The following is a 16,900-nucleotide window of genomic DNA, read 5'->3' on the forward strand; positions in this document are numbered from 1 at the left end:
GAATCGATATGAATTTTGAAACAGTAATCGGACTAGAAGTCCACGTAGAATTAAAAACCGACTCAAAAATGTTCTCACCTGCTCCAGCTCATTTTGGTGCAGAACCGAACACAAATACAAATGTTATTGACTGGGGATACCCAGGTGTTTTACCCGTCATCAATAAAGGCGCAATCGAGTTTGGTATGAAGGCTGCTTTAGCCTTGAACTGTGAAATCGCTCAAGATACCAAATTTGACCGCAAAAACTATTTCTATCCAGACAATCCAAAAGCATACCAAATCTCACAATTTGACCAACCCATTGGTTATAATGGCTGGATCGAAATTGAAGTAGCAGGTAAGAAAAAGAAAATCCGCATTGAACGATTGCATTTAGAAGAAGATGCTGGGAAAAATATTCATGGAACCGATGGCTATTCATATGTCGATTTAAACCGTCAAGGCACACCACTAGTCGAAATCGTATCTGAAGCGGATATGCGTTCGCCAGAAGAAGCGTATGCTTATTTGGAAGCTATCAAGCAAATCGTCCAATACACCGGCGTAAGTGATGTGAAGATGGAAGAAGGCTCAATGCGTTGTGATGCCAATATTTCTATTCGTCCAATCGGGCAAGAAATGTTTGGGACTAAAACGGAATTGAAGAACTTGAATTCCTTTAACTTTGTTCGCCGTGGCTTAGCTTTTGAAGAAAAACGTCAAGAAAAAATTCTATTATCTGGTGGAGTCATCCAACAAGAGACAAGACGTTACGATGAAGCAACTGGAGATACTGTTTTGATGCGTGTTAAAGAAGGCTCAAGCGATTACCGTTATTTCCCGGAACCAGATCTACCAAATATTGTGATCGATGAAAAATGGGTCGAACGTGTGAAAGCAACGATTCCAGAAATGCCAAAAGATCGTCGTGCGCGTTACATCAGTGAACTAGGATTACCAGAATACGATGCTATGGTCTTAACGGCAACAAAAGAAATGTCTGATTTCTTTGAAGGCACGTTAGCTAATGGAGCAGATGCTAAACAAGCTTCAAACTGGTTGATGGGTGAAGTTTCAGCTTACTTGAACAGTGAAAAATTGGAATTGCATAACACGCAATTAACAACCGCGAACTTAGCTGGCATGATCCATTTGATCGCCGATGGAACGATCAGTTCGAAAATAGCGAAAAAAGTATTCCACGAATTGATCACAGCTGGTGGAGACGCTCAAGGAGTCGTTGAAGCAAATGGGTGGGTCCAATTAAGTGATCCAGCGAAATTATTGCCAATTATCAATGACATCTTAGATAAAAATGCTCAATCGATCGAAGACTTTAAAAATGGCAAAGATCGCGCTGTTGGTTTCTTTGTTGGTCAAATTATGAAAGCGACAAAAGGACAAGCAAATCCTGGAGTGGTGAATAAACTATTAAATGATGAATTAAGCAAACGCTAATATTGGAGTGAAAGCAAAGGAGAAATTTTATGCGAGCAAGAGTAATCTATAATCCTACTTCGGGTCGTGAAATAGTCAAAAGAAATCTAGTGGAAATCTTTCAAATTTATGAAGAAGCCGGATATGAAACAAGTGCTTATGCGACCACTCCTGAGCCGAAATCTGCTCAAAATGAAGCTGAAAGAGCAGCGAGAGCGGGCTTTGATTTGATTGTAGCAGCAGGTGGAGATGGCACGATCAATGAAGTCGTAAATGGGATCGCTGGTTTGAGCAAGAGACCCAAACTGGCAATCATCCCTGCCGGAACAACGAATGACTACGCTAGAGCTTTACACATCCCGCGAAATAATTTAGTCGAAGCAGCAAAAATCATTCAAAAAGAGCAGACCTTTTTTATGGATGTTGGGGAAGCCGTTATGGGAGAAAAGTTATCCTACTTCATCAATATTGGTGGCGGCGGAATGCTGACCGAAATAACTTATGATGTTCCGTCACAATTGAAAACGATCTTTGGCTATTTGGCTTACTTCGTCAAAGGAGCTGAAATGTTGCCACGCATCAAGCCGATCCCGATGCACATCGAATACGATGATGGGACGTTTGAAGGAGAAGCAACGATGTTTTTAGTCGCCCTCACCAATTCAATTGGCGGTTTTGAACAAATTGCTCCGGATGCTTTATTAGATGATGGCAAATTCACATTGATCATCGTGAAAACATCTAATTTACCGGATGTGTTGCGTTTAGTAGCCCAAGTTTTAAATGGTGGCAAACACATGTCCAATTCTAATATCTTATACAAAAAAACCAGCAAAATTATCGCACGTCCAGGTAACTCATCGAAGATGATGATCAACTTGGATGGCGAATATGGCGGAAACGCACCAGTAGTTTTTTCAAATCTACACCAACACATTGAAATCATTGCATCTACAGACGATCTCCAAAATGCTACGGAAGATAAAGATAAGGCTTCTGAAGGATTAGAAGATGCCTTTATCAAAGAAGTGGAGGAATTGACCAACACCGATATCAACGGAGACGGAGAAATTCACTCATCAAAAAAAGAAGCTCATGAGAAATAGTGAAAAAACTTTGAATTAAGCCGGCTTTTCTTGTATAATTACGAGTCAGTACCTCATTTTCCTATATTTGAAAATGGAAGAAATTTTTTAGTTAACTAAAAAGTCATTGCGATCGTGTAGATTAGAATCAATAGATAACGACGTATTTTTAATCCCATCCCGTTTTAGCCGGTCGAGTCAGGAACACTCCCAGTTAAGTGGATGATAGAAAGTATCAAATATCTGGCGTACTAACTGACAAAGGGAGTGTGCCAAAAAGAAGATAGAACGGCATGAACTAAAGGAGTCGCGCGCTGTGGTCACTAGACTATGAAGCCTGATTCGTGAAGTGAGAGTGGCTTTTCTTTTTGGACACGTTCTAGAATAAATACAATCGGATAAACAAGAGACATGAAATAAGGTCATCGAAGGGAGCTTTTTATGAAAGCAGATAAAGTAGTACCAGTACAAAAAAATGAAAAACATACCGTTAAAATTGAAGATTTAACACATGAGGGTTTTGGAGTAGCCAGAATCAAAGGCTATTCACTTTTTATCGAAAATGCCTTACCTGGCGAACAAGTAGAAGTTAAAATCCACAAAACGGGAAAATCTTTTGGTTATGCGAAAGTTATGAACCGTTTGAACTCAAGTGAAGACCGTGTCGTGATCCAAGATGAAAATTACACACGTGTAGGCATCACGCCGTTACAACACATGAGATACCCTGCACAATTAGACTTTAAAAAACAACAAGTGATCAACAGCTTGCAACGGATCGCAAAATTACCAGATGTACCGGTATATGATACGATTGGGATGGCTAATCCATCAGGTTACCGTAACAAAGCGCAAATTCCAGTACGTAAAATTGATGATAAATTGACAACTGGCTTTTTCCGTAAAAACAGCCATGAAGTGATCCCAATGGAAAACTTCTACATTCAAGATCCTAAGATCGATGCAACGATCATTGCGGTCCGTGATATCATGCGTGTATACGGCGTAAAACCGTATAACGAAAATGAAAATATCGGGAACTTGCGTCACATTATCGTTCGTCGTGGGTATTACACTGGGGAAATCATGGTCGTTCTTGTAACAAGAACAGCTAAATTATTCCCAACAAGTAAAATCGTTCCGGATATTCTTGAAGCTATTCCAGAAGTTGTCAGCATCGTGCAAAACGTCAACACGAAACACACAAATGTCATTTTAGGCGAAGACTCAATTGTTTTATATGGCGAAGACAAATTCAAAGATACGTTATTAGGCAATACCTTTGAAATTTCTCACCGTTCATTCTATCAAGTCAACCCGCTTCAAACAGAAAAATTGTATCAAACTGTTTTAGACTTTGCTGAATTGACAGGCGAAGAAACGGTTATTGATGCATACAGCGGAATCGGAACCATCACATTGACATTAGCTAAAAATGCTAAACATGTTTACGGAATCGAAGTAATCGAACCAGCAGTTGAAAATGCTAAAGCAAATGCTGAATTGAACAACATTGATAATGTAACATTTGAAGCAGGTGCTGCTGAAGAAGTTATGGTTGCCTGGGCTGAAGAAGGCCGTACAGCTGATTTATTAGTTGTTGACCCTCCTCGTAAAGGTCTTGAAAAAGAATTTACCGATGCTGTTATTGCAATGAAACCTACTAAAATGATTTACGTAAGTTGTAACCCAGCTACGTTATCACGTGATTTAGCTTTACTAACAGAAGGTGGATATACGGTTAAAAAAGTTCAACCCGTCGATCTTTTCCCTCAAACAACACATGTGGAAAGTGTTACATTGCTTGTCCGCGACTAATCACAAATCGAACAACTCATTCTTTGAATGGGTTGTTTTTTTTGTGGACTTTTAATAAAGGGTTAAGGTCAAAAGCTCTAGGTCAAGGGATTTAGGTCAAGGAATTAAGGTCAAGGGATCTAGGTCAGGGGATTTAGGTCAAGGGATCTAGGTCAAAGTATTTAAGTCAAAAGCTCTAGGTTAAAGGATTAGAGTGATTTAAAATAAAATTTCTTCTGGAATTGACGGGTTTGCTTGTGGAGAGCCATGGGTACGCTTGAAGCCTAAAAAGAAGTCTTCCAGCTTTCAAGTTTCAAACACAGCGTAAGCGCTGAAGCGCCAACGTTGTGTAATTCTCATTGAATCCTTTACACGGCTACAAGCAACCCAATTCCGTCAGAAATTATTAGGAGAGTGATTGGAATGCATTTGACAAACTTGAAGATCTTAGATCTTTGATAAAAGAAAGCGAGCGGTGAGCAACTCTTTCGTGAAAGTGGCTTACACGTAGAAGTAGAGCAGAAAATCAGCGTCACTTCGTCGTGCAGCGGCTCGTCATGAATGAGTGACGCAGCAAAAAGTCCTCACTTATTCGTCAAGGGTAGTTTCACGTAGAAGTGAACACCCAAAAAGCCTTCACTCATTCATGAATAAAGAAAATCGGTGTAAGAAGAGACATTTCTTGATCATTTAAGTCTTGCTAGGACTCGAGAGTGGGTAGATAGAAAAAGATATGGCGACTCTTTCGTGAAAGTGGCTTACACGTAGAAGTAGAGCAGAAAATCAGCGTCACTTCGTCGTGCAGCGGCTCGCCATGAATGAGTGACGCAGCAAAAAGTCCTCACTTATTCGTCAAGGGTAGTTTCACGTAGAAGTGAACACCCAAAAAGCCTTCACTCATTCATGAATAAAGAAAATCGGTGTAAGGATAGGCAATTCTTTGTCATTTAGGTTTTGCTAAGACCCAAGAGTTGCAGATAGAAGGATATGATTGGTAAACTAAAGAAAACGTTATCGCTGATTTCATATGAAAGGAGTTATTTAGTATGAAATATTTGAGCATCTATTTGTTAAGTGCTGTTGTCCTTTTAGGTGCCTGTGCCCCAATGGAAGACATGAGTCAAGTCGCCTCATCTGAATCTAGCTCTAGCTCATCCGAAAAGTCCTCCGAATCCAGTGAAGAAAGCAGTCAAACAACTGAAACAGACTCTTTTGAGCCCCTTAATTATGAACTAGTTGAAGCTTACCCGGATCTTTCTTTTGATCAACCGCTACATTATACGACCGCTGATGATGGTACAGATCAGGTTTTTGTCGTTGAGCGAACTGGTGAAATCAAAACTTTTGAAAATAACGAAGAGGCAACCGAAGCCAAAGTAGTTGTTGATCTAAGCACAAAAATTGATTTCAATGGCCAAGAAAAAGGCTTGTTGGGACTAGCTTTCCATCCGGAATTTGAAGAGAATGGCTATTTTTATGTTAATTATACAACAGAAAATAATACAGTCATTTCTCGGTTCACAACAGACCCGGCCACGCTGGCTGAAGCGGATTTAGCGAGTGAAGAGATTCTGTTAGAATTTCCTCAGCCTTACCAAAATCATAATGGGGGACATCTTGCATTTGGTCCAGATGGGTATTTGTATATTGCGACCGGGGACGGAGGATCAAGCGGTGATCCGCAAGGAAATGCACAAGATCTGACCAAAATCTATGGCAAATTATTACGAATTGATGTGGATACGGCTGACGGAGATAAAAATTATGGCATTCCAGAGGACAATCCTTATAGCGGCAATACAACAGGATATGTAGAAGAAATCTTTGCTTATGGCCTTAGAAACCCGTGGAAATTTAGTTTTGATGAAAACCGCGACTTACTTTTTGCAGCTGACGTGGGTCAGAACGCGATGGAAGAAATCAATTTGATCGAAAGTGGCGGCAACTATGGCTGGAACATTATGGAAGGAACGATGAAGTATCAGGCTTCGGATGATATTGATTCAGCAGAACTTGAAGAGCCCATTTGGGAATATGACCGTTCATTGGGTCAGTCCATAACAGGTGGTTACACCTATTACGGGGAAGAAAATCCAAGTCTGAATGGTGTTTATATTTATGGCGATTTTATTTCTGGTACGATTTGGGGCTTGTGGTTAGATGAAAATCAGCAGGCAGAAAATGTTGAGTTATTAGATACTGATTTGATGATTTCGTCTTTTGGTGTGGATGAACAAGGCGAACTGATTATCGTAGACTTTAATGGCAAATTGTATAAGCTAGTGGAACAATAATAAAAGTAAAACGTTAAATGTATACAAGAGAAGAAAGGAAGGTAGATTATGAATAAGAAGAGAATCATTAGCGGGGTAATAACCATATCCTCATTAGCTTTGTTAGCGGCTTGCTCACCTCAAGAAGATGAAAATCAGTCGTCATCTGAAAGCAGTTCCGGTTATCAAATGATGAATGAATCAGAAGATATGTATAATGATATGGACGACATGATGCATGATGATGAAGGGGAAATACCAGAAGGCTTGCAAGCAGCAGAAAATCCAACTTATTCAGTTGGAGATAGGGTGACTATTCAAACCAATCATATGGAAGGTATGGAGGGAGCTACCGGAACAGTCGTGGGTGCATTTGATACAGTTGCTTATGAGGTGACTTATGAACCGACGAACGGGGATTCTATAGTAGAAAATCATAAATGGGTCTTAAAAGAAGAAATACCAGAAGCGCGCAATCAAGAAGAACCTTTGAGCGAAGGTACAGAAGTAACGCTAGAGGCCAGCCATATGGAAGGCATGGAAGGTGTGACTGCTACCATAGATTCTGCTGAAGAGACAACCGTTTATATGCTGGACTTTCAACCAACTGATGGTGGAGAAATGGTCGAAAATCACAAGTGGGTCACAGAAGATGAATTATCTCCAGAATAGAGGATAGATATAGATTATTCATACAATTTTTCTAGTCCTAAAAGCTCTGCCTAAAGTTTCTATTAGGTAGAGCTTTTTTATTAGTCCAAGATATGATTCCGCTCTTCCTCTTTATATGGGTATAGTTTAGTGGCCAAATTTTTTGTGATACAATTGAATAAAATCCCGATCATTCTAAAAAAAAGGACAGTGATGAAAAGATGGCTATATCTATTAAAGTGGATGAGGCAGTACAAGAGTGGATGAAGAAGAAAAATCGGACGATAATAGCTATTTCACTTAAGGCAACTCTTACTTGTTGCGTGGGTGAAGAAGATGTGGATATTTCATATAAAGAACCTCAAAATAATAACTTTACGTTGATTCAACAAAATAATCTGTTTATTTATCTTGCTAAAGGCTTACCTCTGAGGAAAGAAGAGCTGCATTTATCTATGATGGGCAAATCCATCTTTTCCTCTATACATATAGAGGGCTTAAGGGTTCAGTGATCCTTACCGATGCAATAAATTGATTCCATGATTTTTGAATTAATAATAAAATATGGTAAATCAATTTAATCAAGCAAAAAACTTATTTGTATTGGGTTGAAAAAATAGGAGGTAAGTCATGAAGAAACCACATTTGTTGAAAAAAGGGGATAAAGTAGCGGTAGTAAGTCTTTCAAGTGGAATTTTAGGGGAAGAATCATGTTTACATCAACTTAACTTGGGCAAGAAAAGATTAAGAGAAATGGGCCTAGAACCTGTATTTATGACGAACACCCTTAAAGGGGCAGATTATTTGAAAAATCATCCTGAAGCAAGAGCACAGGATTTAAAAGAGGCTTTTCAAGATGCAACGATTAAAGGAATAATAGCTGCCATTGGGGGCGACGATACTTATCGGTTACTGCCTTATTTATTAGAAGATGAAAATTTTATACATAATGTACAAGAGGATCCTAAATTGTTTACAGGGTATTCTGATACAACGATCAATCATTTGATGTTCTACAAGTTAGGTATGGTTTCCTTTTATGGACCTAGTTTTATTACAGATATCGCCGAACTAGCTGAAGAATTATTGCCGTATACAAAAGAGACGTTACAAGGTTATTTTGAAGGTTGCGAGCAACAAGACATTCGGTCGAGTCCTTTTTGGTACGAAGAACGTACAGATTTTTCCGAACAGGCATTAGGGAAAAATCGTAAGGTGTATGATGAAAATTATGGTTATGAAGTTTTGCAAGGAAGTGGAGTAGTTACCGGGAAGTTGCTTGGCGGTTGTTTGGAAAGTATTTACGATATTTTAACTGGAGAAAGGTATCCAGATGAAGTAGAAATTTGTGAAAGATATCAGCTATTTCCTTCATTGAGCGAATGGAAAGGTAAGATTCTATTTTTGGAAACTTGTGAAGAGAAACCAACTCCTAGTACATTAGAAAAAGAACTGAATGTGTTGAAAGAAATAGGAATTTTTTCAGTAATTAGCGGATTGATAGTTGGGAAACCTCAAGATGAAGCTTATTATGCAGAGTATAAAGAGGTTTATCTAAAAGTGGTAGGAGATGATACCTTGCCAATTATGTATAATATTAATTTTGGGCATGCGTATCCAAAGTGTGCCCTACCATACGGAATAAAAGCAACAGTGAATTTTGATGAAAAAACAATCTTGCTTGATGAACCTTACTTTGAAGAATCTTGACACAGGATTTGGCTTACACTATGCGGTTAAAGGATTGTTAAAAAGCAAGCAAGTTAAAGTCTCAGGAGAGCAAATTCACTACCAGTCGCCTGTCTAGTTTATACTGTATAAACCGGTTGGATTATCTAGTGTTTCCAATAGGTATTTAACGTCTTTTTTTTATATAAACTCGAAATATATCAATAGAAAAGAGGAACGAATACCCTTTATTTGACGGGTACTCGTTCCTCTTTTAGATCAGTAAAATTTTTATATATAAAAATTTTCTGATAATCCAAGCAGGTTTCTTATGAGAACTGGATGATTGGTTTTTTTAAAAGATCGGAAATGATTATCTGAATAATAGCCACAGGAAGATAAAGGATGAGGCTGAAAATCATACTCAGCTCATAGGAAAGGCTACTTTTTTTGATAGCTTTGCCTTTAACACGGCTGAATAAAGCACTCAGTGCAATGCCGTGGACATTTCCAATCATGATAGAACGAATCGCGCCTAGTATTCCTGTTGCTTTGGCTTCTCCATAGAGCAATACGATGCGGTTCCATGATTCTTCAGTCGGGTTTCCGCGAGTATCTGCGTAGTGTTGAGCAAACAAAAAAGCCGGCATTTCATCGGAAGGGATACTGTCAGCTGTTCCGGTCAAGAGCTTTTGTATTTCTTCGTTGCTAAAGCCTTGTTCAAGAGCCATCTTCGTGTGAGCATAAGAACAGACTTCGCAACCGTTGACCTCTGTCACACCCAACATGATTCTTTCAATGAGTTCCGAATGCAATGATTTATCTTTTTTGGCTTTGACCATGTACTTTACTGTCCGCAACCCTTTATAAAGAATAGGATAAAATTCCTGGACCGAATAGATTTTTTTATAGAATTCTTGTGCCATTGCTATCTCCTTTTGGTTTGTCATCGGTATATTAGTATTTGAGTAGCTTTCATTATACCCTAGGGAGTATGTATTGTAAAATAAGAATTCAAAAAATTATTCAAGTAAGGTCACTTTTTTGATGAATGGATAGTTTTTGAGCTTTTCTCATTCTGTATGTTGACAATCCGAAGCTTCGTCCCGTATGCTAAGTATAAAAAACAAGTCAGTTACGTTAAAAAAAGGAGCAAGCGAATGCGGTTAGATAAGTTATTATTTGAGACAGGATTCGGCTCACGCCGTACGGTCAAACGATTGATCAAAAGCAAGCAAGTTCAAGTGAATGGACAAATAATCGCGGTGGATAATCTTAATGTCGATCCAGAGTTGCAGGAAGTTAAAGTCTCAGGGGAGCAGATTCATTATCAGCCGCATGTCTATTTTATGCTTCATAAACCAGCTGGTGTGGTGAGCGCTGTATCCGATGCGGTGAATCAGACGGTGATTGATTTAATTGATCCTTCCCAGCGAGTGCCTGGATTATTTCCGGTAGGGCGTCTGGATAAGGACACAGAAGGACTGCTCTTGCTGACAAATAATGGGCAGTTGGGCTATCAATTGTTGATCCCTAAAAAAGAAGTGACGAAGATTTATGAAGCGGTAGTTAACGAAATAGTCACGAGCGAAGATCTAGCAGCTTTTACAAAAGGCATCGTCTTTGACGGAGGTGTCAAATGTAAACCAGCTAAATTGACTATCCTGAGTCATAGCGATACTGAAAGTAGAGTATTACTTGAAATTAGCGAAGGCAAATTTCATCAAGTGAAAAAGATGTTTCTGTCAGTTGGTAAAAAAGTGATTTACCTTAAACGACTTTCCATGGGACCGTTACAACTAGACAACACCTTACCCATTGGCGCCTATCGGGCATTGCATGCAGAAGAACTAGTGTCATTGAAACCTTATTTCAAATGATTTTTAGCCGAAATCGGACAAATAAGCTTGGATTTAGCCGTTATTCGACTGTTTAGCGGTTTATTAGTCAAACAAGCTCAGGTTGCAGTAGCCGTTTGACTAGGGTGTGTTTTAAAACTATCTTTTAAGAGGCGAGTAGCTACAACAGGCGTTAGTTCGAGCAACTCAAAGTCGATTTCTATTTGAGTAATTGCAACGAGGGTTAGTTCGAGTAACTCAAAGTCGATTTTCCATTTGAGTAGCGGGAACGAGCCTTAATTAGAGTAACTTCAAAATAGAGGATCATTTATTTAACCCCATGATTCATTCGGTCGCTCTTATTGTTCGATAGTGGAATAATAAGCCATTTAAAGGAGGTTGAGCATGATTATTTTAGGGATGAAAGTATCGTTTCTCATTTACAACTCGTATTCTTTAAAAGACAAGCGCAGTGTGGTGAAAAGCATTATTAAAAAGACCCAAAACAAGTTCAATGTTAGTATTTCTGAAGTTGAAGCTCATGATACGTTGAATCAAGGTGTATTGGGGGTTGCAGTAGTAAGCAACAATCATAAATTAAGCCAGCAGATCTTGGATCAAGTACTTCAAGAAATTGAAGATAATGGAGACGTTGAGATCCACTCCATTGAACGAATGGAACTATAGAAAAAGGGAGCTGGGATAAAACTCCCAGCCCCCTTTCCTATATCCGAATAACTATTTTAGAACGTGCTCCAAAAAGCAGACCCAAAGTCCACAATAATGCTCGATGGTCTGTGACCGTACTGCGCTTATTCGTTCCAGTTGCCCTAGCTCTTGTGGCTTTAGCCAATTTAGAGAGAAGGTATGCGTTAGAAGATTTTGGGTCTAAACGTTTTTTGTCCCACTTCCCTTTTTTTAGTTTGAGACTTCTTTCATTTCAAAAGGCGTTTCTGCTCGAATTTTTAAGTATTCATCGCGAAGAGGGTGGTCTGATTCGCTATGCCATGGCTTAACATGACCGCTATAGTGAATCAAAGCTGGGTCGTTGCAAGCTTCGGTATACTCTAAGTTGCCAATTTTGGTTGGGTGCTTTTTCTCTTTGGTAATAATGTAAGCTTGCGCATTCCAACGTGGATGCATCACTAGCCAGCGGTCATGCAGAATCGCATTTAAAGCATCCTGATCATGGAATCTCAACTCATCTGAATTTTCAGTAGCAAATTTTAATACTTGTTCGGATATTTTTTCAGCACGCCATTTTTCGATATCGATGATCATCATACCAGAATTAAAATAGGTATTGGATTCAGCATCGATTTCCATAGCATCTAATCGTTGGTGGAAACCAGCGTCTTCAACAGCTGCTAATAAATTATCGCCCAAGTCGATATTCCAAATATCTTCAATATCGTCTTTAGCCACAATGTCACAGTCTAAATAGATCGCACGCTTGATGTCCGTATGCTTAAGATAATTAGGGATCGCAATTCTGAAGTAAGCTGTCCTAGGGATTCGATCACTTTCGACCATATCTTCAAAATTAAGTGTATTGATCTGCAAATAGCTAATAGAGGCATTGTATTCATTTACCATTCGGTTTAAAGCTTCCTTAGAAACCAACGAAATAGCGTCATCAATGACGTAAAAATTGACTTTTGTTTCGTCTTTTTTTGTTTTCAAAATCGATAAAAATAAGGTAGCCAAGTGTGGAACAAAACCATCATCTGCAGCTGAAACGATTGTAATATCTGGATCAATCATATTAATTATCCCCTTTTTAGCACTGAACGAAACTTTTGTGCCACTTGATGTTTAGCATACTAATCATAATCTTTTAACGCTAAAGAATCAAACAAAACGCCTATGCTATAGTAAATACCGTTCAAAAGAAGAGGACAAGTACTTGGATAAAAATTAATATTACGAGTATACTAGGCTTGAATAGAGACAATTTAATTGAGGTTAGGAACCAAGGTACATATAAAGGAGGTGTGAAAAATGACCATTAAAGTAAGTTCAATTTATGTGAATTTGCCAGTAAAAAATTTGGCACAATCAATCTCATTTTTTAAAGCACTTGGTTTCGAATTTAATGAAGAATTTACTGACAATAAAGGCGCAAATTTAGTCATTAATGATTCGATTTTTGTGATGTTGCTAACTGAAGAATTCTTTACCAGTTTCACTCACCTGGAAATAGCAGATACTTCAAAAGAAAATGAAGTGATTTTAGCTTTGCAAGTGGAATCAAAAGATGCGGTAGACAAATTTGTTGCTACAGCCATTGAGCATGGTGGTGAAGATAAGACGACTGCTTTGAGTGAAGAGGAAGAAGAGATGATGTATTACCGTCGAATCAAAGACTTGGATGGACATCTGTGGGAAATCATGTACATGGACATGAGTGCCATGGAAAGTTAAATGATAGAATGAGAAGAGGCTGGACAAAATCCTAGCCTCTTTCCTATATTTGAATGGTTATTCCAGTTGCCCTTGCTCTTGTGGCTCTAGCCACTTAGAGATAAGGTAGGCGTTAGAAGTTTCGGGTCTAAACGTTTTTTTCCCACTCCGTCTTTTTTAGTCATTTTACGAATTGGCTTAAATGCGGTAGAATGTCTATAACTAAGAGGAAAGTATAGGAGTGTTGATAAAATGATAGAGATACATAATGTGCCACTGATCAAAGGCACAACTTTCAGTGATTTAGAGCAAGGATTATTAGCTTACAAGAAAAGTCAGTTGCTACAAATTGCTGAAAAACAACAGGTACCAGTTCGCAAGAGTGCTACAAAAGCTAAAATGGTTGAACAGCTAAAACCAGTTATTATCAAAAATGCAGCGCATTTTTTTGCCCAGTTGGATGAAAATGGAGCACAAATAATTGCTGATCTAGCCAAAGTTGCTTCACTAGTGGTATCCGATGAAACCCTTAGAGCTGTCCAATCAAGTATTGAATCAGGCTATTTATTGGCTTTTCAAGTAAAGAATGTCGTGACGCTTGTCATACCAAATGAACTTATTTCTTCTATCAAAGGTGAAATGAGTCCAGTTCCAGTTGTTGGAGAATTAAAAAACCAATCGCTTTTTTTGCAACAATTAGAAAATGCTCAAAAAATTTATGGTACGTACAACTTGAAATACTTGGTTTTAATTTGGAATAACTATTTCCCACAATCGCTAACTGTTGAAGAAGCAGCAGCGCTGATTGAAATGAGACGCTAACGATCGACTAATACCAATTTGGAAGAGGAGGATTTAGGATGGTTAAGAATAAAACGCAAGAAACTTCAGAAAGTGTTGCAGCATTTGTAGAAAAAGTCGAAGATGAAAAGAAGCGGCAAGATGCACATCAGTTGATTCAATTATTTAGTGACGCTTCGGGTTATGAACCTAAAATGTGGGGGACCGATATTATTGGTTTCGGACGCTATCATTATAAATACCCAAGCGGACACGAAGGAGATGCGGCTCTGATTGGATTTTCTCCAAGAAAAACACAATTCAGCATTTACCTTTCACAACCGGATGATGAAAAAAGAGCAGAAAAATTGAGCCGATTAGGTAAGTACAAAATGGGGAAAAGCTGTTTGTACATCAAAAAAATTTCTGATATTGACCCAGCTGTGTTAAAAGAATTAGCACAAGCTAGTATAAAGTTTACGAAAGAAACATATCCTGAGTCAAAATAGAAATGATACTGGTAAAAAATTTGGTAAATACAAGTGGATAAGGTGAATATAAATTGACAAAATTAATTATTGACACAACGTGTGATCGGAATTTAGCGATGGAACAGCAGTATGATTTTGAAGTGATACCGCTCAGCATAACCTTGGAAAATCAAACTTATTTGGATGGCGAAGAAATCTCAGTAGACGCTGTTTATGAAGCAATGCGCTCTGGAATAATGCCAAAGACTGCTCAAATTTCTTATGAATCGCTGACAAAAGTCTTGGATAAAGCTATCCAAGCAAAGGAAGACTGCATTTATCTAACTTTTTCAGCGGAGATGTCTGGAACGTATCAATTTGCACACCAAGTTATTGAAGAATACAAGGAAAAGTATCCTGAACGCAAGATTGCCTTAATCGATTCAAGAGGTGGATCTGGCGGTGCAGCTTTGATCGCTTTACAAGCATTGAAAATGATCGAGGCAGGTCAATCATTTGATGAGATCGTTCACCAAATGGAGTGGAATATTGCGCATGTTTATTATAAATTTACCTTAAGGGATCTGAAATGGCTGGTTAAAGGCGGGCGTGTAGCTAAAACTACTGGGTACGTAGGATCAGCTTTGAATATTAAACCGTATTTAACGGTAAATGACGGCTTTATCCAGTTGAGCAAATTAGTTCGCGGAGAGCGAAAACTTTATAAAAAATTGATCGACGATGTAAAGGATGGCGCAAAGACTTTTACGGATCAAACCATTGGCATCAGTCATGGCGACGATGAAGAGACTGCTAAAAAAATTGAAACCATGATAAAAGAAGCCTTACCCGACTGTCAAACACAATTATTTAGAATCGGGGCAGTATTAGGCACACACATTGGAAATGGCGGGATCGGTGTCTTTTACTTTGATGAACGCCCAAAATGGTACCAAAATTAACAGCAAGCTACTTATTTAGGGCGTCACTTTTCGCAGGCGAGCCGTTTAACGAAGAAGTGGCTCCAGAAAGGGGCTCAACTTGTTTGTGAACTCACCTTTGACGAAAGAGTGACCCTCAAAAACTCGAACCTACTTATAAAAAAAGGAAGAGATCGAAGACAATAAGTCTTTGATCTCTTCCTTTTTGGTGATAGGTGTCAGTAGTTAAAGACGATGTTGTGAAGCTTTAAACTGACTTTTTAAAAAGATAAACGTCACGATAAAGGCTAACATTTCAGCAAGTGGAACAGCCACATAAATACCAGTGAGTTCAAAAATTGGCGATAGAATCAAAATTAAAGGAATCAAAAAGATGATTTGGCGAGCTAAGTTTAAGAAGCTAGCCAATCGGACTTTTCCAACGGCTTGAAAGTAGCTGGCCCAAACGATTTGGATGCCGACCAGTGGAAAGGCTGCGGTCCATATGCGAATGGCTTCAACTCCTAAAGAAACAACAGCTGGTTCCTGGTTAAATAAAGTTATAACAAATTCTGGGAAGAACTGAAAGATCAAGAAACCACTAGTACTAATGATTCCGCCAACAACACTGGCTATTTTTAATGCTTGTTTTACACGGTCAGTTCGCTCTGCTCCGGTATTGTAACTGATGATCGGTTGGAGACCTTGGATCAATCCAGCAACCATCATAATGATAAGTGTTGTTGCACTGGTTATGATACCTGCAACAGAAATTGCAATGTCTCCACCATAAATGACTAAACTAGCGTTGATCACGATATTCAAAACACTATTCGCCATCTGTAGAAAGAAGGCAGGTATTCCAGTGGTTAAAATGTCTTTCACGTAGACAAATTTTAGTTTCATATTTTGAAAAGCTAACGAAACGTTGGCTTTAGGTCCTAAGAAGTAAGCTAATTGCCAGACCATAGAAAGAAATTGACCACCAATCGTAGCATAAGCAGCTCCTTTCATACCCATGCCCATTTGAACAATAAAAATGTAGTCGAAAATGATATTGAATCCAGCACCAATCATCATACTGACCATGGAATTACGTGGATTTCCATCGGCTCTTGAAAAGTTATTCAATGTCATAGCGAGACTTTGAAAGACGGCTCCGTAAAGAATGATGCTCAAGTAATCAGTAGCGAAAGGGAGAACAGCGTTACTGGCACCAAGAATACGTAAAATCGGTTCGATAAAAACATTTCCTAAAATCATAAAAACTAGTCCAGCAATAATAGCTAAAGTTACACCGTTTCCTAAAAAGAATTTAGCTTTTTCAGTTTCCTTTTTACCCAAACTAATAGAGAAACGGGTGGATCCTCCAACACCTACCATTAAGCCAAACGCTAGTAAAACTAAGGTTACAGGAAAAGTAATAGATACGGCGGCTAAGCCGAGAGAACCTAATACCGGATCATTCCCAATAAATATCCGGTCAATAATATTGTAGATTGCATTAACCAGCATCCCGATGATTGCCGGTATCGAGAATTCAACTAACAGCTTTGGGATAGAGTCGGTCTCGAGTCGATTTTTCTTGATAATGATG

The 16,900-nt window shown here is 38.7% G+C and carries 16 protein-coding genes; 13 read left to right on the forward strand and 3 right to left on the reverse strand.

Features of this window, described 5'->3' with window-relative positions; all coding sequences use genetic code 11:
* Nucleotides 1–8: 8 nt before the first annotated feature.
* From gatB to BP17_RS04505, 7 genes are all read left to right on the forward strand, one after another.
* Entirely contained in the window at nucleotides 9–1,439 is a 1,431-nt protein-coding gene (gene gatB, locus BP17_RS04475; protein WP_035052077.1) for an Asp-tRNA(Asn)/Glu-tRNA(Gln) amidotransferase subunit GatB, read from the forward strand.
* 29 nt (nucleotides 1,440–1,468) lie between these two features.
* Nucleotides 1,469–2,524, forward strand: a complete 1,056-nt coding sequence (locus tag BP17_RS04480; RefSeq protein ID WP_035052079.1) for a diacylglycerol kinase — start codon at nucleotides 1,469–1,471, stop codon at nucleotides 2,522–2,524.
* A gap of 420 nt (nucleotides 2,525–2,944) precedes the next feature.
* Nucleotides 2,945–4,321 carry a 23S rRNA (uracil(1939)-C(5))-methyltransferase RlmD gene (rlmD, locus tag BP17_RS04485; RefSeq protein WP_035052081.1) on the forward strand — a complete coding sequence of 459 codons (1,377 nt, stop codon included), beginning with the start codon at nucleotides 2,945–2,947 and terminating at the stop codon, nucleotides 4,319–4,321.
* A gap of 1,025 nt (nucleotides 4,322–5,346) precedes the next feature.
* On the forward strand, nucleotides 5,347–6,594 hold the full coding sequence (locus BP17_RS04490; protein WP_232219597.1) for a PQQ-dependent sugar dehydrogenase: 1,248 nt from the start codon (nucleotides 5,347–5,349) through the stop codon (nucleotides 6,592–6,594).
* Nucleotides 6,595–6,642: 48 nt separating this feature from the next.
* Complete coding sequence (locus BP17_RS04495; protein WP_035052083.1) at nucleotides 6,643–7,245, forward strand: YdhK family protein; 603 nt, start codon at nucleotides 6,643–6,645, stop codon at nucleotides 7,243–7,245.
* Nucleotides 7,246–7,445: 200 nt separating this feature from the next.
* Nucleotides 7,446–7,736, forward strand: a complete 291-nt coding sequence (locus BP17_RS04500; RefSeq protein ID WP_035052085.1) for a hypothetical protein — start codon at nucleotides 7,446–7,448, stop codon at nucleotides 7,734–7,736.
* Nucleotides 7,737–7,854: 118 nt separating this feature from the next.
* Entirely contained in the window at nucleotides 7,855–8,934 is a 1,080-nt protein-coding gene (locus BP17_RS04505; protein ID WP_035052087.1) for a S66 family peptidase, read from the forward strand.
* 287 nt (nucleotides 8,935–9,221) lie between these two features.
* On the opposite strand, the gene BP17_RS04510 is transcribed toward BP17_RS04505, so the two are convergent.
* On the reverse strand, nucleotides 9,222–9,818 hold the full coding sequence (locus tag BP17_RS04510) for a carboxymuconolactone decarboxylase family protein (RefSeq protein ID WP_035052089.1): 597 nt from the start codon (nucleotides 9,816–9,818) through the stop codon (nucleotides 9,222–9,224).
* 234 nt (nucleotides 9,819–10,052) lie between these two features.
* Here BP17_RS04510 and BP17_RS04515 point away from each other — a divergent pair, with 234 nt between their 5' ends.
* A complete protein-coding gene (locus BP17_RS04515) occupies nucleotides 10,053–10,772 on the forward strand; it encodes a pseudouridine synthase (RefSeq protein WP_035052092.1) in 720 nt (239 codons plus the stop codon).
* Between the two features lie 363 nt (nucleotides 10,773–11,135).
* Nucleotides 11,136–11,417 (forward strand): DUF503 domain-containing protein, encoded by a 282-nt coding sequence (locus tag BP17_RS04520; RefSeq protein ID WP_035052094.1) that lies wholly within the window; start codon nucleotides 11,136–11,138, stop codon nucleotides 11,415–11,417.
* 231 nt (nucleotides 11,418–11,648) lie between these two features.
* On the opposite strand, the gene BP17_RS04525 is transcribed toward BP17_RS04520, so the two are convergent.
* Nucleotides 11,649–12,494 (reverse strand): glycosyltransferase family 8 protein, encoded by an 846-nt coding sequence (locus BP17_RS04525; protein ID WP_035052097.1) that lies wholly within the window; start codon nucleotides 12,492–12,494, stop codon nucleotides 11,649–11,651.
* 237 nt (nucleotides 12,495–12,731) lie between these two features.
* Here BP17_RS04525 and BP17_RS04530 point away from each other — a divergent pair, with 237 nt between their 5' ends.
* The 4 genes from BP17_RS04530 (at nucleotide 12,732) to BP17_RS04545 (ending at nucleotide 15,345) form a co-directional block, all read left to right on the forward strand.
* A complete protein-coding gene (locus BP17_RS04530; protein ID WP_035052099.1) occupies nucleotides 12,732–13,154 on the forward strand; it encodes a VOC family protein in 423 nt (140 codons plus the stop codon).
* 231 nt (nucleotides 13,155–13,385) lie between these two features.
* Nucleotides 13,386–13,955: a hypothetical protein gene (locus BP17_RS04535; RefSeq protein WP_035052101.1), complete on the forward strand. Its 570-nt coding sequence runs from the start codon at nucleotides 13,386–13,388 to the stop codon at nucleotides 13,953–13,955.
* 38 nt (nucleotides 13,956–13,993) lie between these two features.
* On the forward strand, nucleotides 13,994–14,422 hold the full coding sequence (locus BP17_RS04540) for a DUF1801 domain-containing protein (protein ID WP_035052103.1): 429 nt from the start codon (nucleotides 13,994–13,996) through the stop codon (nucleotides 14,420–14,422).
* A gap of 53 nt (nucleotides 14,423–14,475) precedes the next feature.
* The gene (locus tag BP17_RS04545) at nucleotides 14,476–15,345 is read left to right on the forward strand and encodes a DegV family protein (protein ID WP_035052105.1); all 870 of its coding nucleotides are present in this window, start codon (nucleotides 14,476–14,478) and stop codon (nucleotides 15,343–15,345) included.
* A gap of 204 nt (nucleotides 15,346–15,549) precedes the next feature.
* On the opposite strand, the gene BP17_RS04550 is transcribed toward BP17_RS04545, so the two are convergent.
* On the reverse strand, nucleotides 15,550–16,899 hold the full coding sequence (locus BP17_RS04550) for an MATE family efflux transporter (protein ID WP_198022551.1): 1,350 nt from the start codon (nucleotides 16,897–16,899) through the stop codon (nucleotides 15,550–15,552).
* Nucleotide 16,900: the final 1 nt, after the last annotated feature.

Source organism: Carnobacterium pleistocenium FTR1 (genome assembly GCF_000744285.1).
In the GTDB taxonomy this organism is placed as follows: Bacteria; Bacillota; Bacilli; order Lactobacillales; family Carnobacteriaceae; genus Carnobacterium_B; species Carnobacterium_B pleistocenium.